Consider the following 24,573-nt stretch of genomic DNA (forward strand, 5'->3'; position numbering starts at 1 on the left):
TCATGAATGGATTTTCAAGTCTTTATGCATAAATGGACATTTCCCTGTGATCGGCTCTATATCGTCCCCAATAAAGGACTGCTTCCATTCATTGTGGTCTGGATCACCAAAATGACTGATATCAGGATGCTTAGGCAGCTGATCCCATGCTTCAACGCGCTCTCGGACTTTTTCACGGGACATGATACCACCCTTTTCTGTACCTTCAAGCCCCTGAAAAATGGCTCGCGGCTGAAATCCGAGCACCATACTGTTTCCAAGATCTCTTGTCTTTCTTTGCTTATAGGCTGGCGCATTTCCGAAGACAAAAATTGGCTCCCCTTTAAAATGAAAATCCCACAGAAAGTGCTCAGGGTCTTTGGGATGGTCTTCAGGCCATTCCACTGTATCCTGATCATGAAGATATTGAATGATATCCCAGAACTGTGCGCGATAATCATCAAGTCTACCTTCTTCTTCAAACGGCTCAACAAAAATAAACAGTCCATGCTTAATCTTTGTCGCTTCATTAAAAAGTGTCAGAAATTCTCCGACTGCCTCCGGTAAATTGGTCCAGTCATCCTGTGATATGTATGCATAGCGAAGTTCTCCTTTACGCTGGCCTTTCATGCCAAAATAGCAGGGGAACGTTGGATCCAGTACAGTTTTTTCGAACGTTTGGTATTCTTTGATCAGCCACTCCGGCAGCTGCTCGTGGTTTTCCATGTCTTCTTTTGTCAGTAATCCTGAACTCTTTAATGCCATTTGATTTCCTCCAATAATGGTTGATGATTGACTCTACCCTATATTTCCAGTTAAGAAACGTTCATTTGAAAAACTAAAGAAGACAGTGCTCTCTGCAGAGCACTGTCCTGATTTACGCGCGATTTTCATTCGCAATGTCACGATCGATTTCTTTTTTGGACTTCACAAAAAATGCGAGGACAAGACCGATAAGCGCTGTAATCCCTGCTACAATAAATGAAATATTTACACCGTGGACCATCCCCTCCACTCCTTCAGAAGGAATGGCAGCAGTGGACATAACTGTGACAAGTAATGCTGTTCCGACTGCTCCTGCAATCTGTCTCATTGTATTATTCATGGCGGTACCATGTGGAATCAGGCTTGTCGGCAGCTGATTCAGGCCGGCTGTTGTGACCGGCATCATGACAAGCGCCAGACCAAACATCCGCACTGCATTAACTGAAGCAAGATAAGTGAACGTCGTTTCTGTCGTCAGATTTGTAAACATAAAGGTTGTAATGGTCAGTAACGACATTCCCGTAATCGCAAGCCATCTCGCACCAAACATATCAAAAAGCTTACCTGATACAGGATTCATCAGTCCCATCAGTACTGCTCCAGGAAGCAGCATCAGTCCTGATTCAAAAGCAGAAAATCCAAGCATATTCTGCATTAACAGCGGCAGTACAACCGCCCCTCCGATCATCGCAATAAATACGACCATTCCAATAATGGTTGTGATCGTAAAGACTTTATTGCGGAACACTTTGAATTCCAGCATCGGCTGCTTTAACTTTGACTGTCTAGTAATAAATATTGGCAGCGCAATCAGTCCGACGACCAGTGAAATCAGCACCTGGGCACTTGCCCATCCACTGTTTCCGGCTGTACTGAAAGCATACAGCAGTCCGCCAAAACCAAGTGTGGATAGCGCAATTGACATTGGGTCAACCTTAGGGAACGTCTGCTTCGTGACATTTTTCAAAATGAAATAGGCGACGATGATATCAATGATCACAACCGGAAGAATAATATAAAATAAACTTCTCCACGGAAATTGATCAACCATCCATCCTGACAATGTCGGTCCGATTGCCGGCGCAAAAGCAATAACGAGACCAAACATCCCCATTGCCTGTCCGCGTTTTTCAATCGGGAAAATTAAAAACAGGATCGTCTGCATAAGCGGCATAATAATTCCCGCCCCGGATGCCTGAAGTACACGGCCTGTCAGTAAAACGCCAAAGTTTGGTGCAATCGCACAGACCAGCGTACCAAATGCGAACAGCCCCATAGCTGTTAAAAATAATCGTCTTGTCGTAAATCTCTCAATTAAAAATGCTGTAATCGGAATCATGATCCCGTTTACCAGCATAAAGATTGACTGCAGCCATTGTGCAGTAGAAGCATTCAATTGAAGGTCTTCCATAATAACAGGAATCGCAGTTGCCAGAAGTGTCTGGTTCAAGATCGCTGCAAATGCGCCTGAAATTAACACAATCAGCAGTGGTACCTTATTAATTCCGGCTCCGGCAGCCGGCTGACTTTCTGCATGTGCCATAGTTATATCCTTCTTTCTGTCTATTTAATTTCTCAAAACGAATCAAGTATTTGCATTATACAACTATATAATTGTATCATACAACTATCAGGTGGCAAACAACTTGCTTTATCACGTAATAAAGGCGGTATACACATGAAAGAAGAATCGTTGGCACAAATAGAATTAGAAATGGCTGTGCTCTCCAGAAGGATCGCATCAGTTTCAAGAAGTAAACGGGAAGAAAATCTCGTCCGGGCAGCTTATCTGCTCTTGTTTCAAATATCAACGCACGGTCCTGCCGGTGTTAAAGGGCTTGCTGAAGAACTGCAGCTTGATATTTCAACTGTCAGCAGGCAGGCAGCTTCACTCGATCAGAAGGGCTACATCAAAAAAGTCCCTTTCCCTCAGGATAAACGTTCTTATTTATATGAAATTACTGAAGCCGGGCAGCGTGAAATGGTTGAATATCAGAAAATACGAAGAGAAAAAGTAGACGAGCTGTTATTTGACTGGACGGATGAGGAACGTGAACAGTTCGGCGTGCTGTTAAAGAAATTTAATGAATCGGTGAAGGTATATTGGTCGGGGGATGAGTGACTCGTTTTTTGTTTGGGGTTCTGGGTTCGTAGAAAAATGAGTGGTGTTCGGAGAAAAACATGAGTTGTTCTTAGAATGCAACGTGTGATTCTCAGAACAACAGCTGACGTTCTTAGAAAAAGCAACCCTGTTCTTAGAATAGTGTAAAAATAACTACTTCCTCTCTCCCCCCACTATAAAATAAATCCGGCATCACGCCGGATTTTTTTCACTTTATTAAACCTGCCATCCTCAACCCATGTAAAATTCCATCTTCCTCAACGGATTTTGTCACGAATTTAGCTGACTCTTTCACTTTATCCATCGCATTCCCCATGGCAAAGCTGTTTTCAACAGCAGTCAGCATTTCAATGTCATTCAAACCATCTCCAAATGCAAATTGGCGTGCAGGGGGGTAGCCCAGTTTTTCAATCATTTTTGAAATACCCTGCGCCTTTGAACCGCCCTTAGGCAGAATATCGACTGAATAGGCATGCCATCTGATAAAGTCAAAGTCTTCAAATGTTTGTCTGTATTGTTCTTCTTCTCCGCGTTCACAGAACAGAAGAGATTGATATAGCGGACGATCTACATGATAGTCCGGGTCATGTGTCGGTTCCATATCGATTTTTAATGTGCCGATACTTTCTTCAATATAAGCATGCTGACGAACGTTGGCCTTCATATCTTTATGATCCATGTATACGACCGGGTGTTCATTTTCAACGGCCGTCGCTGTCAGCTTTTCGAGCGCATCAGCGTTAAGGGGATTTGTATAAATCACTTCATCATTCAGTACAACATACTGACCGTTGTAGCTGATAAATGAGCGGATTCCGAGTTCTTTTCTCAGATCCTCATACATAAACGGTGCGCGTCCTGTTGCAATTGCGACTTCGTGACCGAGTTCCTGAAGATCAAAGATTGCCTTTTTTGTTGAAGCGGGCAATTTTTTATCGTGATTGAGTAGTGTGCCGTCTATATCGAAGAAAATGATACTTTTTTCCATTGTCCATCCTACCTTTTTCAATTGGTTTGTATATACAGTCTAACGCAGATTATGATTTTTCGCACAGAAAAAGCAGCTGATAGTCAGCTGCTTTATTGTTTAAATCTCCATATTCCAGCGTTCTTTCTGCGTTTCTTTCAGCTGATCCTCTGTTTCCTGCGGATAAACCGTGCGGAATTTATGGTGATCGGCCGGGATAATTTCGATCATTTTTTTAATCATATCTTCAGGATCAAATTCTTTTAGTCCTTCTTCCTGCTCGATCATGTCCTCTTTACGTGTGAAGTGTTCGTTTTCGTTATACCATTTCCACTTTTCTTCAGCGCTGCGCTTATTAAAGCCTGTGGCAAATGGACCTGGATTAATGGTTGCCACCTTCACACCGAATTCTTCAAGCTCAGCCTTCATTGTCTGGGCGATGCCTTCTAGTGCATGTTTTGTAGCAGTGTATGGTCCAACATATGGCGTAGCAGAAATGCCTGCCATTGAGCTCATAAAGACAATCTTCCCGCTCCCCTTTTTCACAAGCTTCTGAGCTGCTAGCTGCGCTGTTTCAAGTGTTGCAAACACATTGACCTCGAATAATGCACGAAAACGGTCCATCGGCACTTCACCAAGCGGTCCGCCTTCATTTATAGCAGCATTGGCAACAAAAATATCAAAATCGTATTTTGCGATTTCTGCCAGGTCACGCTGATTGGTAATGTCGAGTTTGAATACGTCCATTTCAAGACCCTGATCTTCAGCTTCTCTCATCAAATCTGTTTTTTGCGCAGTTAACTCCGTTGTTGCAATGACTTTATGTCCTTCTTTCGCAAGCCCGAGCGCAGCCCCTCTTCCAAGACCGGTACCTGCACCGGTAATAAAAATCGTCTTAGTCATCGATCAATTCCTCCTATTAACAAGTCATACACCACTTGTTCCCAGTTGAAGGAAATATAAACGTCAGGATGAAGACACCTTGTCTTTCATGTACTTTTTAGCGGCAGCAAATGTATGATCAAATTTATTGAAAAGCCACTGCAGGGCAATCCCGTGCATAATCACGCCGATAATTGAATTGACAATAACAAAGGTATGCATCAGTGTAGATTCTATTTCATAAATGCGTCGGCCAAAGAATAATAGCTGACTAAATATAAAGGTGAGCGCTTCCCCGTAAGTGGTAATGACATTTGGAAGTAGCCAGATGACCAAGGATTCTATGAAAAATAAGCCAATTACACTTGCCAGTAAAATCAGCTTTGAAGCGTTGCTGAATTTATCGATCACTGGCTGCACATAATGCTTGGTAATCGTTTTTGTACGGAACAGATAGATGACCCTGACGATTCTTGCAGCCTGAAAAAACTGGTCAAATGGAATAATCGCGATTGTCAGAAATGGGTGCTTTTTGATAAATCCCCATCTTGAATCTGCTCTGTAAAACCTGACAGCAAAGTCAATAAAAAAGATTAGCCAGACAATCCAGTTTGTCAGTGAGCTGTACGGCTGGTCACTCCACAAGGTTGTAATCGTAAAGATCACAAGTATGATCATGAAGCCCTCGTATATTTTTGACAGTACAGATGACATCAATGATCACCTTCCCTTAAAAAACTTCTTATTTATCGTACCAAAGAATCAGTCATTTGGTTTCAAAATCACAAATTTTCTGCTGAAACACTACAGACATAATTTCTTTTTAAAGCATTAACTGTTATATAGAACATTCCACAGAGGATGAAAAAATAAATGATAAACCATCGCAGACTGAGACGTGTATCTCCATCATGCATAAGAATGTGAGAGTAGAAGCCATCGTCACAATTAAGCCGACTGTAAAAATAACGGAGGGTTAAAGTATTGAGTGTGCACCTTCCAATGTAGAGGAAGAACCGGATTTTGAGCCGTCCTATCCGAGGTTTGGTCTGAACAAATATAAAGCAAAAGATAAAAAACATGATGATGGCTGCAGATTCACCGTTTCTCAGGATTTATGTATTAAAATACCGCTGAAGTTTGAAGCAGATGCTTTTGTGAAACCAGTAAAGTTTTTTGTGATACTGAAGCACCTGACTGTCTGGATGATGAGTCTTAAAGATTGATAAGAGGCCGGGACACTTTGTCTCAGCCTCGCTCAGTTATTCGAGATCATCGTCTTGATTGGATGGACGTAAGCTACCTGCAACAGCTTCGCCGCATGCGCCTCCTGATGGCACTGCACTTACATCCGCAGAGAACTTCAGAGGAATCGTTACACAGATGACCTGTGAGACTGTAAATGTACAGCTGGTATTCACTAATGGTCCATTGATACAGGTAACGGTCGGTGTAAGTGTCACAGTAGCCTCTGCACAAACTTCAACGGTTTGCAGCTGCTGTTGTTCCGCCGCAGTCACAGCCTGATTGACTTGAAGAAGCTATTTATTCCCCTCTTTTAAGCCGGATATGATAGTTTATGTTTAAAACTTTTAAAAGCTGGGTTGCTTTCCATAGATTTTTATAAACAGGGCATTGGTCATATTAAAAAGAGCCTTGGATCAGCTCCAGGCTCTTTTCGTCTATCACCGTTTATTTATATCACCTTATATCATTACATCAATTGCTCTTTATCTTTCATTGATTTAAATTCGCGTTTATAACGATACATTTTTTCATCTGCAGCCATGTACATTTCTTTTAATGTGAACTGCTGCTGATACATTTCAAACCCATAACTGAAGCTTAGTTGCTTCAACACCGGGTCCTCGAGTTTATTCAGATGAAGGTCGATATCTGCAGCAATTTGATCGGGCTTCATATATTCACCTTCAAATATTATAATGAATTCATCGCCGCCAATTCTCGCAATCAATCCCTTTTGCTGAAATGCTTTTCTTAATACATTTGCAAACCCGATTAAAACCTGATCACCTTTTTGATGACCATACTCATCATTGATGTCTTTAAAATTATTTAAATCCATCAGCATGATACCAAAAGGCTTTTCAACTTCTTTTAAATGTTTCAGATAAACCTCAGAGCTGTGACGGTTATAAAGCTTGGTGAGAAAATCTTCTTCTGTTGTAGTGGATTCTAAAAATATGTATGCCACCAGAATACCAAGCACACCGGATGTCCATGAAAAGTACAGCTTTGAATCAAACATCTGAATCACCATTCCAAATATCGGAAGCGCGAAGAAACCAAGAAAAATATTAATGACATATGAATTCGTATTTTTGCGGTTTTTTAACAGAAAGTACATCATGTAGATATAAAAACTTGCCAGTACAACGTAATGAATGTCCTTAAATGCTCCACTGCTGTAGCTGTTTGAGACAGGGTCCACGTCAAAATACAATGGATACATCATATTCACCAGTAGTACGAAAAATGTCAGAACACTTAAGTGCTGATAGTAACCTTTTTTAATGATACGCTTCGGGTCTTTAAAAATATGATATTCCACATAAGACAGCATGAATCCGCCAAGGACAGGACCAATAAGAAACAGTAAAAAGTTGGTGCTGTATTCCAGAAAATAAGCACCAGGGAAAAGCATACCATCAAAAATCCATGTAGCAGGCTCCAGTGCCATCGCGACCGCGCTTGTGATCATAATCAGGATCAGCAACTTCTTACTGAAGGTTTCAACTTTCGACCTCATTTTCACGATAATATAAAGGATAATTAATATGGCAAAGGCAAAGACATTCAGCTGGAATTGCACTAAGTAATCCATATTCCCTCTCCTATCCAATTGGGATACAAAGCAAAAGACCCATTTTTATCTGTTTTAATATAATTATCCTCCTTTTTTCACCATTGTCAAAGGTATATTTTCTCAATTAAGAATTTTCTGTTTATACAAAAACATAAAAAAACGTGCTTAAGTCAATTGCTTTAGCACGCCTGTGACAATTACTATATTGATCTTCTTTCAGCCATATATAAGTTGTATGTTTCTATTTTTAGTTATGTGTAAGTCTCACATAATGGATGAAACGAGTTTAAGATCAAGTATTTATACTTTTCCTACGTCACGTTTTACATCATCACATATCTCGTCAAAGTAAGCTTCTTCAACCTTTCCATTTTTCTTTTATTATTCACTTGTATAGATAAAATTTTATTTGAAACAGGTTTACAACGTTCGTCTTTCAATCAATGAAACGGTTACTTCATGCTTTTCGATGCCATGCTTTATCGCCTGTTTGAAAAGATTCCTTCCCATTTCTTCTAATGGCAGATCGATCGTTGTAATTGATAGCATTTCAGCAATCGGATGGTTCTCAAAACCCATGATACCGAGATCTTGAGGTATATTAAGCCCTGTTTTTTCAGCGGTGAGCAAAATACCTGCAGCTGTCTGATCATTCGTGACTAAAAGGGCATCAGGCTTATCGGTCATGCGGCTGATTTCTTCTAACACCCGCTCCCCGTCCTGCACATGATAACAGTCATCAAAAATCCAGGATTTATTAAATGGAATCTGTCTGCTGCTTAAAAAGTCTCTATATGCACGTTCTCTTTCCTGACTATTTGTTCCTGACCTTCTGCCAATGCAGTAACCTATCCGATTATAGCCCTTTCGTTCAAGATAATGGAGCGCCTTCATGAATACCCCATACTGATCGATAAACGTATAGGAAACCTCCTGATGAATTTCCTCACACATGACAAGTTGTCCATATAATTGATACGGTTCAATCAGTGCCCAGTCACTCGAGCGTGAGCAGAAAATGCAGGCATCAATCTGCTTATGCTTTAACATTTCAAGTGCTGCAATTTCCTGGTCAGTTTCATAATCTGTCTGAAACATGACAAGCTTTTTGCTATTGATTCGGGCTTCTTCAGCAATGCCTTTAAGCAGTGCTGCAAAATACGAATGGTCAGTAAATGGAAGTACAATCCCAACCATTTCGGTTTTTCCTTTGCTGAGACTCACTGCATTCAGATTTTTCACATACCCGCTTTCTTCAATCGCTGCAAGCACTGCCTGCCGCTTCTCTTCCTGAACATATGGATGTTGATTCAGCACCCTTGATACGGTTGAAACAGAGACCCCGGCGAGTCTTGCCACATCACGAATATTTGTCATACCTTCACCTCATCGGAAATAATCCTCAATTGATTCAATCGGCTGAACCTCCTCAGGCTTAACCCTTGAACCAGTCAGACATGCTACATAAACAATTGCACACAATACCGGTAAATACAACATACGCGTTCCCTCCTTCAGTTCATTTGAATTGAACGTAAAGGATGAAACGCGTTTCAGGTCAAGTATGTTGTGAGAGTTAATTCGTTTCCGGCAGGCGAGATTCTTTTTTCTACAATCCTCCAAAACGCCTGTGTCTACCGTTAAACTCGTTGATTGCCAGATCAAATTCTTCATTTGAAAAGTCAGGCCAAAGTGCAGCGGAAAAATAAAATTCCGTATATGCCATCTGCCAGAGCAGAAAATTACTCAGCCTTTTCTCCCCACCTGTTCTAATCAGCAGATCCGGCTCCGGCATCTGATTCGTGTATAGATATTTTGATACGGCAGCTTCAGTAAATTCCACGTCGTCTTCTTTCATCATTTCAAAAGCTTTTAGAATCTCCTGTCTTCCACCGTAGTTCAAAGCAAAGTTCAGCTGCAGCCCGTCATTTTTAGCCGTCTTTTTCACTGCATGCTTCAGCGCTTCACGTGTGCTATATGGCAGCTGCTGAAGATCTCCAAGCAGATTTATTTTCACATTATTTCTTATCAGTTCGGGCAGATACTGAAACAAAAACTTTTTTGGCAGCTGAAGAATAAATTCAACTTCTTTTTGCGGTCGCTTCCAGTTTTCCGATGAAAATGCAAATAGCGTTAAAAACTTCACGTTTCTCTCAGACGCTTTTTTGACAATTCTTACGACCGCTGACACCCCTTCAAGATGACCTTCCGTTCGAGAAAGACCTCTTCTCTCTGCCCACCGTCCGTTCCCATCCATAATGACTGCGATATGTGAAATACCTGTTGTCTGATTCATCTTCCCATCACCTTCCGATTTCAAATTAATTGAAAATCATTATATTTAATATGATTATAAATATATTTTTATTGATAATCAATAAAAATATAAAAAAAAAGCACTCACTAATTAATGTGAGTACTGGGTCAATTAAGCATTTTGTATTATTTATATAAGTATAGTCTAAAAACCGACCTTTTCTAAATACAATCCCTCTGCAATTGCCATACGACCTGTTTGAATTCTTTCTTTTGATTCAAGAATGCCGGGTATTGCAGCAGCATCCATTTCTCCCAATCCAACTTCGATTAAACTACCAACAATTTTTCTTACCATATTGTATAAGAAACCATTGCCCCGGATTTTGATTTCGATAAAACCGTCATGCTCATTGATTTCAAGTGAGTGAATTTCACGCACCATAGACTTTTTCTTCGACTTTGCATTGGAATAGGAAGTAAAGTCATGCTCCCCGAGGAAATATGCAGATGCTTTTCTCATTTTTTTGGTATCAAGCTTTTCCTCAACGTGCATGCTGTATTTCCGCATAAATGGGTGCGTATACTGCTCGTTCCAAATCTTATACATATACGTTTTATCCTTTGCATTGTAGCGGGAATGAAAACGGTCATCCACCATTTTCACATCAATCACACTGATATCATGAGGAAGATACTTGTTCAGATACTGCATGACCTCTTCCTCAGTTGCATGCTTACTCATTTTGAAATTCGCGATTTGTGCAAGTGCATGCACACCCGCATCCGTTCTGCCTGATCCAATGATTTCAATCTTTTCACCAGCAAGCTCTGTTAACACATTTTCAATTTTACCCTGAATCGTATTGTCACTATTTCCGAGCCGCTGCCAGCCCTTATAACGGCCACCATCATATTGAATTGTTAATTTATAGTTATTCATTTAAATCTCCTGTTCTTTGTTCATCTATTACCATCACTCCGCCTACACCATTGACGCAGCGTAGTATTCTACCAGTATAACGCCTGCAGGGTCAGATTTAACAATAAATCTTTTTCCTTTGCAAATCAGCAGCAAAGTCATTTTGTTTCAACTTGCTATCATCACAGATAATATTGTGCTCTTATCGTCATTAGCAGATCAACTATTCAGGAAGTTCTTTTTAAAACCCCCATTTTTAAAAGAACCAATCAGCTTTGTCTCTGATTGGTTCTTTACTGATATTTGACCGCATACTACCTTCACGATCGTTATAATACTTATAAAAAGATGCTGACAATAATCGCTGTAATAAAGCTTGCCAGGGTCCCTGCCACGATTGCCTTTAAGCTTAATTTGGATACAGTCTTTTGCTGACTTGGCTCAAGTGAACCTAATCCAACTATCAATTGGCCAATTGAAGACAGATTAGCAAAGTTGCATAGTGCAACGGATAAAATGGCCACTGTTTTTGGAGAAAGGTCATCCATCATTGCTGAAAGCTCGTTAAAGGCAACAAATTCGTTAACTGAAAGCTTTGTGCCTATAATAGAAGCTGACCTGAATGCCTCATCCATTGGAATACCAATCAGTAATGCTAAAGGAAAGAAGACATAACCGAAAATGGTGGAAAGATCTGTGTTGATTAGACCTAGCAGCCCGTTAATCATCGCCAGGATGGCAATAAAAGCAATCAGGAGCCCTCCAATATTGATGGCAAGTCTTGTACCGTTCAGCGCACCATCTGATATTGCTTCGAATATATTCGTATGCGTTGTTTTTCCAAGTGCAATATCCCCTGTTGTCTGCGACTCCTCAGTCTCAGGCTCCATCACCTTGGCAATGATGAGTGAAACGATCGGCACACTGAAAACGGAGAGAAGCAGGAACCTCATATCAATCCCCATTAAAGAATACCCGATCAGAATTGCCCCGCTTGCAGATGCGGTGCCTCCAACCATTACAGCAAATACCTCAGATCGGGTCAGCTTGATCAGGTAAGGCTTGATCAATAACGGAGCTTCTACAAGACCTAAAAAAGAGTTGCCGATCGCATTGAACGATTCGACCTTTGTTGTACCTAAAATTTTGCCAAGCCCAATTCCGATATATTTTACAAAGAACGGAATGATGCGTAAATAGTAAAGCCCTGAAATAAGAGCGGAAATGAAAATGATCGCGCCAAGGACATTAATCGCAAAAACGTAAGTGATGTTGGTCCCTTCTTCAAAAAAACCTCCGAAAACGAACATGATACCTTCTGTACTATAATCGATAACCTTTTGCACACCGAGCGCCGCCTGGTTCAACAGTGTTTGCCCAAAAGGAACTTCCAATACAAACAATACGAGTAAAAATTCAAGAACAATCCCAATCATGACTGTACGCCATTTAATCGCAGAACGATTACTACTCCATAACCATGCTAAAAAAAGGACTCCTATCAAAGAAAAAATGCCATAAATTAAACTCAAAGCAAAATACCTCCCGGTGATGTTTTACTTCAATCATTGCTTATAATTCTATATAGTCGTAAGATGTCAGACCACTTAAAGGAAAAATAAAAAGTGTATGTGACTTTCTCACAATATAAAGAAAGCCCCATACACTTTTCATGCATAGAATGACTTTCCTTATAGTCCGGCAATTTAAGGCTGCCAGGTAGAGACTTATGGTCCATATCACCATAGATATACAAGGAATTCATATGAAGTTTGTTTTGACACTTTAACATGAGGAAGAACTTTTACACAATATAAAATCATAAAGATTATATATTGTGAAATTTCGCACGATCAGGATAACTCATCTATCACTTTCACTTGGGTAGTTCGTAGTAAGACATAATACACCCACTGCATTTTCTGTCTTCATTATATCCAGGTCAACTTAAAAAAGCCGACTCAGATCATTGATCCAAGTCAGCTAGCTAACCCTCTATTTCATAAACCCTGATGTGGCTCAAGATCCTTAAAATAAAGTCCTGATTAATTTATTTTACAAACTTCACTCATTCATTTCGACCACTCTTGCCACAGGATGCCCGCAATCGGCACACTTCCCCTCAAGCACAACATCAATTGGATCACTTGCGATGATAACATCCTTTATGGTTACTGCATCCAGACATTGACCACAGCATACATTTCCGATCAGCATTTTTCTCGTTTGTTCAGTTATTGATAGCCATTTTCTGTTTACTTCCATATCTCCTCATTTTAAAAACTTTTACGCTCGTTCAAGCCAGGCAACACTCTCAACGTGCGATGTCTGAGGAAACATATCAACAGGCTGTACTTCCTGCGTCTTATACCCGCCGTCTTCCAATATCCTCAGATCTCTCGCAAGTGTTGCAGGGTTACATGACACATACACAATACGCTTCGGCTTCATCGCAACCATCGTATCAAGCAGTGCCTGATCACAGCCTTTTCTCGGTGGGTCCACAACAATGACATCTGCCTGGTTGCCTTTTTTATACCATGCAGGAATCACTTCTTCAGCTGGTCCCGCTTCAAATTCAGTGTTATCAAAGCCGTTCAGTTCTGCATTGGCTTTCGCATCTTCAATCGCCTGTTTGACAATCTCAACACCAAACACTTTCTTCGCTTTTTGCGCTAAAAAGAGTGAGATCGTTCCAATGCCGCAATAAGCATCAATCACAAATTCCTCTCCTGTCAGCTGCGCATATTCAAGGGCTTTCTGGTAAAGAACTTCTGTCTGTACAGGGTTAATCTGATAGAAGCTGCGCGCTGAGATCGCAAACTTTACATCACCGATTGAATCATAAATCACATCGCTGCCCCAGATCGTCTGTCCCTTATTTCCAAGAATCACATTCGTCCGCTGATCATTAATGTTATGAACAATGGACTTCATACCTGGCACTTTTTCACGTAGCACAGCCGTTAAGTCCTCGGCATGCGGCAGATGCTTTGTTCTTGTTACAAGCACAACCATCACTTCACCTGAAGTTCTGCCGTAGCGGACAACGACATGACGCAGCACTCCTTTATGCCGCTCTTCGTCATAAGGCTGAATGCCAAAACGCGCTGCTTCTTCCTTAACAATATTCATCACACGGTCGCTGATATCTTCCTGAATCAGGCACACATCCGTATCCACAATCCGGTGGCTTCTCGTTGCATAAAATCCTGCAATGACGCGCCCACTCTCACTGCCGACAGGAATCTGGCTTTTATTACGGTAGCGCCAAGGATCTTCCATACCGAGTGTCGGGTGAACCGGGACATCGTTGATCTTTCCAATCCGCTCAAGTACATCCTGCACCTGCTTCTGTTTCGCAGAAAGCTGTCCTTCATAGCTGAAATGCTGCAACTGACACCCTCCACATCTGTCATAGACAGGGCATGGCGGTTCCGTTCTATGCTCACTCACTGATTCAAGTTCAAGCATCTTGCCAAAACCAAAATTCTTCGTCGTTTTAAGGACTTTTACTTTCACCTCTTCATCAGGAAGCGTCAGTGGAATAAACAACGGATAACCGTCCACTTTTCCAACACCATGTCCCTCATGTGTTAAATCTTCTATCGTCACTGTCACAGTATCATTCTTTTTAACAGGTAAAGCCTGCTTTTTTGTCATTAGTACATCGCCCTCTTCGTTAGAATCGCTGCCCATTATTGTAGCACATATTTGTTTCAATGACTGAAATTAATTGATCATGAATCAAAGTATGAATAATCATTTCATTTCTTTTTATTAATCCACCATTCAAGTTTATTCACAGTGGATGATTGAAGCGTAAGGGGGCGACTCCTGCGGCAGGAAGGGACAGGTGAGACAAGGCATGGCGAATCACCGCCCGGCCGCGGAAAGCATCCCCCTGAAGCGGAAATCATTCGCCAAAGTAATAAATATTCACCTTTTTGTTTAACCATACCCTATAAGGGGTATATATAAAATTACCTAAATAACCTTGATTTTTTATTTAATGGTGTGTAGAATAGAGAAACTATTCTTTTTATTCTAAAAATTCAAACTAAGGAGGAAGCGATATGGGACAGATTGTTAAACAGAAAGTACTCGCATATATCACGCGGGAGAATGAAGGAAAGACTGAATTGCTTGTCTTTTCACAGAAGGATCGTCCGCAAGCTGGCCTCCAGGTACCTGGCGGCGGCGTTGAAGACGATGAACTGCTGATTGATGCACTTTATCGCGAAATTGAAGAAGAAACCGGGTTGAAGAGAGATGAGCTTCAATTACAGGGTAAACTTCATAAACAGATGTATTATTCAGAGGATCGCTCAAAGTATTATGAGCGTAACTTTTTCCATCTGGCATTAATACGTCCGGTAGAAAATGAGTGGGAATATACAGTGGAAAGCGATGGGAAAGATGACGGCATGAAATTCCACTTCGAGTGGCAGCCAATAGAAGAAGCCTCAAAGCTTGCAGCTGACATGGACAATGCAGTCGACTGGCTGGAACAGGTATAGTATAAAAGCCCGGCAATTGCGCCGGGCTTTTACTTATTTATCACTTCTGATTTCATCTTCTTCATCAATCAGACTGTTCTTTAATACTACATTTTTATCATTATCTACACGGTCTTCCTTACGCAGCTTATCCAGCGGAGCACAAACGTTCAGGTGACGATACAGGTTCTGAAACTCTGCAGGAAGCAGCCCGCCGAATTCTCCGTCAAGATTCAACTGAACCGTTTCCTTTGACGTTACCTTAATATGATTTGCTTTCACATACTCAAGATGTGGATCCTGCAGGTGTTCTCCGCGAAGTGCGAGTGAAATCACACGGATGGTTTCCGCCATGTTCGTTTTCTTTAGGAACATCAGTGTAAACAACCCATCATTAATGGAAGAGTCAGGTGCCAGCTTTTCAAATCCGCCCACTGAGTTCGTCAGCCCGATCAAAAAGAGCATGACCTCTCCCTCAAACACTTTTCCATCATATTCAATCCGGACATTTGTAGGCTTGAAAGAAGGCAGCATCTCGATACCTTTTAAGTAATATGCCAGCTGCCCAAGTACGGTTTTCAGTTTACTGGGTACTTCATATGTCAGTTCAGTCATGCGCCCGCCGCCGGCAATATTAATAAAATATTTATCATTCATTCTGCCGACATCCACAGGAATCGTGTCACCTTTTATAATGATATCCACTGCATCTTCAATATCTCTCGGAATGTGAAGCGCACGCGCAAAATCATTTGTTGTCCCCATCGGAATGAGTCCCAAATTTGGACGGTTCGGTTTTTCAGCAAGACCATTTACTACTTCGTTCAGCGTACCATCCCCGCCCGAAGCAATAATCAGATCAAATCCCCGATCAGCTGCTGCAGCCGCAGCAACCGCAGCATCACCCGCACACGTTGTCGCATGACAGGAAGTTTCATATCCGGCCTGCTCTAATTTCATTAAAACTTCAGGTAAATGCCTTCTGAAAATCTCTCGGCCTGAAGTTGGATTATAAATAATTCTAGCTCGTTTCATCATATTCAGCCTGCCTTTTTTAAATTAAGCATACTATAAAATTATAATCACTTTTCATTGTATGTAAACAAAAAAGAATAAGCCTTATAGTAAGGCTTACCCTCATCATACTGTTATTTAACGGATTTTACCATAGATAGCTTGCTTTTTCCCGATAATACAGAGTGGCGGGGTATTGGAAAAAAATAAAAAGTGTAAGTTAAAATGCCTGGGCTGATCGAAATCTTATCAAAAAGTAATGGAATCATCTACCCACATCCTGCCACAGGACGAATAAACCTGATTGCTCATTGAATTAATCAGAAATGTGAAGCAATCATTACTGCGCACCAGGATCCTTCCCCTGACTATCCTACAACAACCACTCGCAAAAAAGAAACGCACCCCAAAAGTGCGTTTCTTCCCAATGTACTTATCGCTTCTTAATCTCCTGCATCAGCAGCTTATTCACCATCGGAGGGTTCGCCTGCCCCTTCGATGCCTTCATAATCTGACCAACCAGGAAACCAATTGCACGGTCTTTACCGTTTTTAAAGTCTTCAATCGACTGTGGATTGTTATCCAGTGCTTCAGTAACAAAGCCAAGCAGCTGGCCTTCATCAGAAATCTGAACAAGACCTTTTTCTTTTACGATCTTTTGTGGATCTCCGCCTTTTTCAATCAGTTCCTTGAAGACTTTCTTTGCGATTTTAGATGAAATCGTGCCATCTTCAATCAGCTTAATCATGCCGGCAAGACCTTGTGGCGTCAGCGCTGTATCATCAAGTTCTTTTTGCTCAGCATTCAGGTAAGCAGATACCTCACCCATCAGCCAGTTAGAAGCAAGCTTCGCATCAGCACCCTGTTCAAGCGTCAGCTCAAAGAAATCTGACATTTCTTTTGTGAGCGTCAGTACCATTGCATCATATGCCGGCAGACCAAGGTCTTCTACATAGCGCTTTTTACGTGCATCTGGAAGTTCAGGGATCGTTTTACGTACACTCTCCTTCCACTCTTCATCAATCACCATTGATACAAGATCCGGTTCAGGGAAATAGCGGTAGTCATCAGAGCCTTCTTTTACACGCATTAATAGCGTCTTGCCTGTCGACTCATCAAAGCGGCGTGATTCCTGTTGGATTGCTCCGCCTGAAAGCAGTACTTCTTCCTGACGCTTCTCTTCAAACTCAAGACCCTTTTTAACAAAGTTGAATGAGTTCAGGTTTTTCAGCTCCGTTTTTGTACCGAATTCTTCCTGTCCAACCGGACGAAGTGAAATGTTCGCATCACAGCGAAGTGACCCTTCTTCCATCTTACAGTCAGAAACGCCTGTGTACTGAATAATTGACTTGATTTTTTCAAGATATGCGTATGCTTCAGCCGGTGTTCTAAGGTCCGGCTCAGATACGATTTCAATCAGCGGTGTTCCCTGACGGTTATAGTCGACAAGTGAATACCCTTTATCTGTATGCGTCAGTTTACCTGCATCTTCTTCAAGGTGAAGACGCGTGATACCGATTTTTTTCTTATAACCGTCTACTTCAATTTCAATCCACCCGTGTTCACCAATTGGCTGATCAAATTGTGAGATCTGATATGCTTTCGGGTTATCCGGATAGAAGTAGTTTTTACGGTCAAACTTCGTATGTTCAGCGATTTCACAGTTCAGTGCCATTGCTGCCTTCATACCCCAGTCAACAGCGCGTCTGTTGATGACAGGCAATACGCCCGGGTAGCCAAGGTCTACGACGTTTGTATTTGTGTTCGGCTCCGCACCGAAATGCGCAGGTGCAGGAGAGAACATTTTTGAATCAGTTTTTAATTCTACGTGGACTTCAAGTCCGATAATCGTTTCAAAGTTTGTCATGTCTTCTCCCTCCTACAGTTCCGGCTTCATGTTGTGATTTGCTGCCTGCTCATATGCATGTGCTACGCGGTAAACAGTGCTTTCATCAAAGTGCTTCCCGATAATCTGTAGACCGAGCGGCAGCCCGCTTTCAGAAAGTCCTGCAGGCACAGAAATACCAGGTACGCCAGCTAAGTTCACTGGGATTGTCAGAATATCATTCGCATACATTGTCAGCGGATCATCAATCTGCTCGCCGATTTTAAATGCAGGAGTTGGTGTTGTAGGACCTACGATTACGTCATAGTCTTCAAACACTTTTTCAAAGTCCTGCTTAATTAATGTACGTACTTTTTGTGCTTTTTTATAGTAAGCATCGTAATAGCCAGAGCTCAGTGCATACGTTCCAAGCATAATACGGCGTTTTACTTCGTCACCGAAGCCTTCAGCACGTGTCTTTTTATAAAGATCGATCAGATTTTCAGCGTTGTCAGCACGGTAGCCGTAACGGATCCCGTCAAAGCGTGCAAGGTTCGCTGAAGCTTCAGAAGAAGATAGCAGGTAGTAAGTTGCTACGCCGTATTTAGAGTGTGGAAGTGATACTTCATCAATTGTTGCACCAAGTCCTTCAAGTACCTTCAGCGCCTCACGTACAGATTGACGTACTTCTTCACTTACCCCGTCACCAAGGTATTCTTTCGGTACAGCGACCCTCATCCCTTTAATATCGCCAGTCAGTGCACTGCGATATTTCGGTACGTCTACATTCGCAGACGTTGAATCGTTTGGATCAAGTCCTGCGATCGCTTCTAATAGATACGCATTGTCTTCTACATTTGTCGTAATAGGACCAATCTGATCAAGAGAAGATGCGAATGCAATTAATCCAAAACGTGACACGCGGCCGTAAGTAGGCTTAAGACCTACAACGCCACAGAATGAAGCAGGCTGACGGATTGATCCGCCTGTATCAGACCCAAGTGAAAATGGCACTTCCCCGGCTGCAACGGCTGCTGCAGATCCACCTGAAGATCCGCCTGGAACAGTCTCAAGGTTCCACGGATTTTTTGTTTTTGCAAAATGAGAGTTCTCTGTTGAAGAGCCCATTGCGAATTCATCCATATTCAGCTTTCCGATTGTGATTGCATCAGCTGTGTGCAGTTTGTCCGCTACTGTCGCATTGTATATCGGATCAAAGTTTCCAAGGATCTTACTTGCTGCAGTTGTACGCAGTTCTTTCGTAACAATGTTATCTTTTACACCGATTGGCATTCCGTAAAGAAGGCCTTCGTCAGTGCCCATTTTATTTTGAAGCTCTTCTGCACGTGCAAGTGCACGCTCTTCATCAAGTGTTAAAAAGGCCTGGACCTTTCCATCAACTTCTTCAATACGCTTATATGATTCACGGACAAGATCAGCAATTGTAATCTCTTTTTTATGTAAAAGATCATGCAAATCAGCCAGTTTGTGATCGAATAAAGACATTCTTTTGACCTCCTACTCTAAAATCGTCGGCACCTTCACCTGTCCATCTTGGTGATCCGGTGCATTTTTTAATACTTGCTCACGCGGCAGCCCGTCAACTGGCTTATCTTCACGCAAAATATTCTTCATATCAAGAACATGCGTTGTCGGTTCAACGTTTTCTGTATCCAGCTCATTCAGCTGTTCAGCGAATGTGATGATTGAGCCCAGCTGGTCTGCAAATTTCTCAGCTTCCTGCTCATCAATATTCAGTCTCGCCAAATGCGCTACGTGTTTTACTTCATCTTTTGTAATTTTCGTCATTGTGACTCACCTCCGTGTATGTTCGAACACTCACAATACTGTTTATCATACCAAAAAGGCAGGGTCTCAGGCAACTTTACCTGAAGACCCTGCCTATTGGCTGACTCATTTTTTTCATTTACTGTACATGATACCCAGCTTTGCAATAATTAATATAGAAGAAACATGTTATGAACGGAAGAGACGCTCCCAAAAAGATGGTGCTGCCCCGTTATCTGCATGTCTCTTTGGAAGTTTGATCGTTTCTTTATCCACTGCCTCTGCGTGCGCCAGCACAAGACCATATTCAGAGTTATGCTCCTTATTTGTAACGACCTGATAAGGTACTTTATAACGGTCAGCCATTTGAATATATTTTGATAAAAAGCGGTAATTCATATTTCCGTTTAAGAACATTTTAAGGTCACTGTATTTCTTTACTGACTGCTCAATTTCAGGATACACATTAGATTCGCGCACCTGATTTTGCAGTAGAACAAATTCCACACGTTCTCTGATTGACGTTAAAAACATTCTTCTTTCATCCGGTAAAGTTTCTCTGGCACCATATATTCCTTCCTGAATATAATCATCAACACTCTTTCCCTGTGCCATACGCTCACCCTTTCTTAGATCATATCACCATTGTACAAAATATCTCTTTACAGGTCATCTATTCATGCATAGATTCACATATAATTCCTTTTTCGAGTCTGATCCAGGATGAATATTCCATTCGCAAACACTTATATATCAACCCCAGCGGTGATTTCGCTTGCCAAAGATTAAGCTTTAAGATTAAAATAAGGTATGATTTAATTTTCTGAATTATTTTACTTTAATCTTTATTAAATCATGCTCTATCCCTTGCGCTTAATAGGATGACAGCTGTTTGAGCCGGTATGACGCAGTTTATATTCCTTGAACAGCCGCAAAATTTTTGTTAGGTTATTCAATTGTAAGCGTCATGAAACAATTGACACAGAAAATTCATTTTACAAGGAGGAGATTTGGTGGAAGCTGTAGAGATTACTTTTGAAGTCTATATATCTCTCGCATTGTATTTCATCGGGATGCTGGCAATCGGCTATTATGCTTATAAAAAGTCAACCGGCAACTTATCAGAGTATATGCTGGGTGGCAGACAGATGGGCCCGGCTGTAACAGCACTATCAGCAGGAGCATCCGACATGAGTGGGTGGATGTTGCTTGGTCTACCAGGCTCGATCTATGTATCCGGAATTTCGGGCATGTGGATTGCGGTTGGTTTATCCATTGGGGCATATTTAAATTATATTTTAGTAGCACCTCGTTTAAGAACTTATACGGAAGTGGCAAACGATTCTATTACAATACCTGATTTCTTTGAGAATCGCTTTGTAGACAATACAAAGATTTTGCGTTTCGTATCCGCAATTGTCATCATTATTTTCTTCACTGTTTATACATCTTCAGGTATGGTTTCTGGTGGAGTATTATTTGAAAGTGCATTTGGAATGAACTATACAACTGGCCTGTTTGTTACTGCAGGGGTTGTACTTGCTTATACGCTATTTGGTGGATTCCTGGCAGTTAGTATGACTGACTTCGTACAGGGTTGTATTATGTTTGTTGCACTTATTTTAGTACCAATTGTTGCATTTATGGAGCTCGGTGGTATTGGACCGACATTTGATACATTAAATACAATTGATCCGACATTAACTTCTTTCTTTGAAGGCACAACATTCCTTGGCTTCATCGGGTTAATGGCCTGGGGTCTTGGTTACTTCGGTCAGCCGCACATTATCGTACGTTTCATGGCAATCCGTGATGTTAAATCACTAAAATCAGCTCGCCGTATTGGTATGACATGGATGATTATTGCGATCATCGGTGCGCTTTTCACCGGTTTAATCGGTATTGCTTATATTTCAGAAACAGGTGGTACGCTTGATAATCCTGAAACAATCTTTATTTTCTTCTCTCAGGTACTGTTCCACCCGTTAATTTCAGGTTTCTTACTTGCAGCCATCCTTGCGGCAGTTATGAGTACAGTTTCTTCTCAGCTGCTTGTTACATCAAGTGCGCTGACAGAGGATTTCTACAATACGTTCTTAAAGCGCAGTGCTTCAGATAAAGAGCTTGTACTTGTTGGACGTATTTCAGTACTATTAGTTGCATTAGTTGCGATCATCCTGTCACTTGATTCTGACAGCACGATCCTTGATATTGTAAGTAACGCATGGGCTGGATTCGGTTCTGCATTTGGTCCTGCTATCTTATTCTCTCTATACTGGAAGCGTATGACGCGCTGGGGTGCCCTTGCAGGTATGCTTACAGGTGCCGTAACAGTTATCCTGTGGGTATACGTACTTGATCTAAGCGGATTCTTATATGAAATGATTCCAGGCTTTATCTTAAGTACAATTGCAATTGTCGTCGTCAGCTTAATGTCATCCAATTCACGCGAAACAGTACGTGAAGGTTATGACAAGTTCGAAAAGGTACACGAAGTAGAATCAAATAAATAATAGATTCATGAACGGCTGGTCGATATGACCAGCCGTTTTTTTATCCCCCCCTCTTTAGTATCATCTGTGACCTGATTCTAATAAATTTCTCCTATAATAAAAACTTTCTCATCATATAAGTTTTACCAGTACAGATTGAGGGAAAATTATGCAGTGTTCAGTGAAAATTTCCTATTCAAGTCAGACTCTGTGATTTTCTATTCAATTTTGAGCAAAAAAGCAATGCAAACGCTTACTTCTGAATTTTCAAAATTTTTATCGAATTTTCGATAAAACAAGGAGTTTTATATGGTAATGTGGAAATTGTATAGACGAATTTAATTAGAAAGGATGGCGCGCATGGATCAGACAATTAGTGATTTTGACATACACCTTTTCCATGAAGGTACACTTTACAACGCACACGCTATATTTGGCGCTCATCTTGTAAAACAGAAAAAGCAGGTGACCGGGACACGCTTCACCGTTTGGGCACCTCATGCACAGGCAGTGTCTGTAACAGGCAGTTTTACTGACTGGGAACCTGGCCAGTATGAAATGACACGGGTTAATAAAGAAGGAATCTGGAGCTGTTTCATTGATCAAAATCTGGAAGGAGCACTTTACAAGTATGCAATCACGACGGCATCCGGTGACCTGATTATGAAGTCAGACCCCTATGCTTTCCATTCTGAACTGCGTCCACAGACTGCTTCAGTCGTTTATGACCTCTCCGGGTATAAGTGGGGCGATCAGCTTTATCGCCAACGTGTAAGAAAAAGAAGACCCATATATGAAAGACCCCTTGCTATTTATGAACTTCACTTAAATTCATGGAAGCAAAAAGAAGATGGCTCTTATTTTACATATAGAGAATATGCTGAAGAATTAATTCCTTATGTAAAGGAAAGAGGTTTTACCCATATCGAACTGCTTCCTTTAACTGAACATCCATTGGATGCTTCATGGGGCTATCAGGGTACAGGTTACTTCTCCCCTACCAGCCGATTTGGAACACCGCATGATCTGATGTACTTCATTGACCGCTGTCATCAGGAGGATATAGGCGTCCTGATTGACTGGGTTCCGGGTCATTTTTGTAAGGATTCCCATGGCTTATATATGTTTGATGGAGAGCCCTTATATGAATATGACTCATTCAACGACCGGGAAAATCTTGAGTGGGGCACGGCAAACTTTAACCTGGCAAAAGGAGAAGTCAGAAGCTTTCTGATCTCCAATGCACTTTACTGGATGAACTTTTTCAGAATAGATGGACTGAGAGTGGACGCAGTTGCCAATATTATTTACTGGGCTAATAGCGAACCTGAAACAGCTAATCCTTATGCAACTGAGTTTCTTCAGGAATTAAATAAAGCGGTATTCAATGAAAATCCGCGTTTTCTGATGATGGCTGAAGACTCTACTGATTGGCCGGGTGTCACAAAACCTGTTCATGAAGGTGGACTCGGATTTAATTATAAATGGAATATGGGCTGGATGAATGATCTGCTGGATTATATGGAGCATCCTCCTTTTGAGCGCAGACATCACCATCACAAGCTGACTTTCTCGCTTGTCTATGCTTATTCGGAAAATTACATCCTTCCCCTTTCACATGATGAAGTGGTCCATGGCAAGCGATCCCTTCTTCATAAAATGCCGGGGGAATACTGGGAAAAGTTCGCACAATGGCGTCTACTTCTCAGTTATCTGATGACACACCCAGGTAAAAAACTCCTGTTTATGGGTGCCGAATTTGCACAGTTTGATGAATGGAAATATGTACAAGGTCTTGACTGGTTTTTAAAAGATTATGATTCACATGCCCAGTCAGACGTTTTCACTAAAGAGTTAATGAATTTCTATCAGGCTCATAAAGCGCTACATGAGTTTGACCACGATCCGCAGGGCTTTGAGTGGATTGATGCAGATAATGCAGACCAAAGTATTTATTCATTTATCAGAAGAGGCAAACGGAAGAGTGATACGCTGATGGTGGTCTGTAATTTCACAAATGTCAGCTATGATCATTTCCGGATTGGTGCCCCATTTGAAGGAAAGTGGAAAGAAGTGTTTTCAAGTGACAGGCAGGACTTCGGCGGAACTAATCATTTGAATCAGACAGCAGCCACTGAGGAAAATCCGATTCACAATAGAAAACAGTCTCTTGATATTAAGATCCCACCGCTTGGCATCACCATTTGGAAGCCGGCAAAAAAATAAACAAGGAGC

The 24,573-nt window shown here is 41.4% G+C and carries 22 protein-coding genes and 1 riboswitch; of the genes, 4 read left to right on the forward strand and 18 right to left on the reverse strand.

Annotated features, from left to right (window positions below; all coding sequences use genetic code 11):
* Together ACH6CZ_RS14385 and ACH6CZ_RS14390 are read right to left on the reverse strand one after the other, a co-directional pair.
* Positions 1-744 (reverse strand): YqcI/YcgG family protein, encoded by a 744-nt coding sequence (locus ACH6CZ_RS14385; RefSeq protein ID WP_374098153.1) that lies wholly within the window; start codon positions 742-744, stop codon positions 1-3.
* Positions 745-856: 112 nt separating this feature from the next.
* Entirely contained in the window at positions 857-2,287 is a 1,431-nt protein-coding gene (locus tag ACH6CZ_RS14390; protein ID WP_374098154.1) for an MDR family MFS transporter, read from the reverse strand.
* 135 nt (positions 2,288-2,422) lie between these two features.
* Here ACH6CZ_RS14390 and ACH6CZ_RS14395 point away from each other — a divergent pair, with 135 nt between their 5' ends.
* Complete coding sequence (locus ACH6CZ_RS14395; RefSeq protein WP_374098155.1) at positions 2,423-2,866, forward strand: MarR family winged helix-turn-helix transcriptional regulator; 444 nt, start codon at positions 2,423-2,425, stop codon at positions 2,864-2,866.
* A gap of 208 nt (positions 2,867-3,074) precedes the next feature.
* Here the strand turns inward: ACH6CZ_RS14395 and ACH6CZ_RS14400 are convergent, their stop codons facing one another.
* From ACH6CZ_RS14400 to rlmD, 11 genes are all read right to left on the reverse strand, one after another.
* Complete coding sequence (locus tag ACH6CZ_RS14400; RefSeq protein WP_374098156.1) at positions 3,075-3,854, reverse strand: Cof-type HAD-IIB family hydrolase; 780 nt, start codon at positions 3,852-3,854, stop codon at positions 3,075-3,077.
* A gap of 99 nt (positions 3,855-3,953) precedes the next feature.
* Positions 3,954-4,736 carry an SDR family oxidoreductase gene (locus tag ACH6CZ_RS14405; protein WP_374098157.1) on the reverse strand — a complete coding sequence of 261 codons (783 nt, stop codon included), beginning with the start codon at positions 4,734-4,736 and terminating at the stop codon, positions 3,954-3,956.
* A 63-nt stretch (positions 4,737-4,799) separates the two neighbouring features.
* A complete protein-coding gene (locus ACH6CZ_RS14410) occupies positions 4,800-5,429 on the reverse strand; it encodes a transporter (RefSeq protein ID WP_374098158.1) in 630 nt (209 codons plus the stop codon).
* Between the two features lie 548 nt (positions 5,430-5,977).
* Positions 5,978-6,178, reverse strand: a complete 201-nt coding sequence (locus ACH6CZ_RS14415) for a hypothetical protein (RefSeq protein WP_374098159.1) — start codon at positions 6,176-6,178, stop codon at positions 5,978-5,980.
* A gap of 251 nt (positions 6,179-6,429) precedes the next feature.
* Positions 6,430-7,560 (reverse strand): GGDEF domain-containing protein, encoded by a 1,131-nt coding sequence (locus ACH6CZ_RS14420; protein WP_374098160.1) that lies wholly within the window; start codon positions 7,558-7,560, stop codon positions 6,430-6,432.
* Between the two features lie 402 nt (positions 7,561-7,962).
* A complete protein-coding gene (locus ACH6CZ_RS14425) occupies positions 7,963-8,919 on the reverse strand; it encodes a LacI family DNA-binding transcriptional regulator (protein WP_374098161.1) in 957 nt (318 codons plus the stop codon).
* A 232-nt stretch (positions 8,920-9,151) separates the two neighbouring features.
* Complete coding sequence (locus ACH6CZ_RS14430) at positions 9,152-9,838, reverse strand: undecaprenyl pyrophosphate synthase (protein WP_374098162.1); 687 nt, start codon at positions 9,836-9,838, stop codon at positions 9,152-9,154.
* A gap of 165 nt (positions 9,839-10,003) precedes the next feature.
* On the reverse strand, positions 10,004-10,741 hold the full coding sequence (gene truA / locus ACH6CZ_RS14435; RefSeq protein ID WP_374098163.1) for a tRNA pseudouridine(38-40) synthase TruA: 738 nt from the start codon (positions 10,739-10,741) through the stop codon (positions 10,004-10,006).
* Positions 10,742-11,058: 317 nt separating this feature from the next.
* Positions 11,059-12,252, reverse strand: coding sequence for a NupC/NupG family nucleoside CNT transporter (locus ACH6CZ_RS14440; protein ID WP_374098164.1), 1,194 nt, complete (start codon positions 12,250-12,252; stop codon positions 11,059-11,061).
* 142 nt (positions 12,253-12,394) lie between these two features.
* A riboswitch (purine riboswitch) is annotated at positions 12,395-12,496 on the reverse strand.
* 288 nt (positions 12,497-12,784) lie between these two features.
* Positions 12,785-12,985 carry a hypothetical protein gene (locus ACH6CZ_RS14445; protein WP_374098165.1) on the reverse strand — a complete coding sequence of 67 codons (201 nt, stop codon included), beginning with the start codon at positions 12,983-12,985 and terminating at the stop codon, positions 12,785-12,787.
* Between the two features lie 21 nt (positions 12,986-13,006).
* The gene (gene rlmD, locus ACH6CZ_RS14450; protein WP_374098166.1) at positions 13,007-14,383 is read right to left on the reverse strand and encodes a 23S rRNA (uracil(1939)-C(5))-methyltransferase RlmD; all 1,377 of its coding nucleotides are present in this window, start codon (positions 14,381-14,383) and stop codon (positions 13,007-13,009) included.
* Positions 14,384-14,796: 413 nt separating this feature from the next.
* Here rlmD and ACH6CZ_RS14455 point away from each other — a divergent pair, with 413 nt between their 5' ends.
* A complete protein-coding gene (locus ACH6CZ_RS14455) occupies positions 14,797-15,240 on the forward strand; it encodes an NUDIX hydrolase (RefSeq protein WP_374098167.1) in 444 nt (147 codons plus the stop codon).
* Positions 15,241-15,273: 33 nt separating this feature from the next.
* On the opposite strand, the gene ACH6CZ_RS14460 is transcribed toward ACH6CZ_RS14455, so the two are convergent.
* From ACH6CZ_RS14460 to ACH6CZ_RS14480, 5 genes are all read right to left on the reverse strand, one after another.
* The gene (locus ACH6CZ_RS14460; protein ID WP_374098202.1) at positions 15,274-16,254 is read right to left on the reverse strand and encodes a diacylglycerol kinase; all 981 of its coding nucleotides are present in this window, start codon (positions 16,252-16,254) and stop codon (positions 15,274-15,276) included.
* A 412-nt stretch (positions 16,255-16,666) separates the two neighbouring features.
* On the reverse strand, positions 16,667-18,100 hold the full coding sequence (gatB, locus tag ACH6CZ_RS14465; protein ID WP_374098168.1) for an Asp-tRNA(Asn)/Glu-tRNA(Gln) amidotransferase subunit GatB: 1,434 nt from the start codon (positions 18,098-18,100) through the stop codon (positions 16,667-16,669).
* 12 nt (positions 18,101-18,112) lie between these two features.
* Entirely contained in the window at positions 18,113-19,564 is a 1,452-nt protein-coding gene (gene gatA / locus ACH6CZ_RS14470; RefSeq protein ID WP_374098169.1) for an Asp-tRNA(Asn)/Glu-tRNA(Gln) amidotransferase subunit GatA, read from the reverse strand.
* Between the two features lie 12 nt (positions 19,565-19,576).
* On the reverse strand, positions 19,577-19,867 hold the full coding sequence (gene gatC, locus ACH6CZ_RS14475) for an Asp-tRNA(Asn)/Glu-tRNA(Gln) amidotransferase subunit GatC (protein WP_374098170.1): 291 nt from the start codon (positions 19,865-19,867) through the stop codon (positions 19,577-19,579).
* 168 nt (positions 19,868-20,035) lie between these two features.
* Positions 20,036-20,461, reverse strand: coding sequence for a YueI family protein (locus ACH6CZ_RS14480; protein ID WP_374098171.1), 426 nt, complete (start codon positions 20,459-20,461; stop codon positions 20,036-20,038).
* A gap of 458 nt (positions 20,462-20,919) precedes the next feature.
* Between ACH6CZ_RS14480 and putP the strand changes: the two genes are divergently transcribed.
* Positions 20,920-22,359 (forward strand): sodium/proline symporter PutP, encoded by a 1,440-nt coding sequence (putP, locus tag ACH6CZ_RS14485; protein WP_374098203.1) that lies wholly within the window; start codon positions 20,920-20,922, stop codon positions 22,357-22,359.
* A 339-nt stretch (positions 22,360-22,698) separates the two neighbouring features.
* Positions 22,699-24,564, forward strand: a complete 1,866-nt coding sequence (gene glgB / locus ACH6CZ_RS14490) for a 1,4-alpha-glucan branching enzyme (RefSeq protein ID WP_374098172.1) — start codon at positions 22,699-22,701, stop codon at positions 24,562-24,564.
* Positions 24,565-24,573: the final 9 nt, after the last annotated feature.

The organism is Jeotgalibacillus sp. JSM ZJ347, from assembly GCF_044383825.1.
GTDB lineage: Bacteria > Bacillota > Bacilli > Bacillales > Jeotgalibacillaceae > Jeotgalibacillus.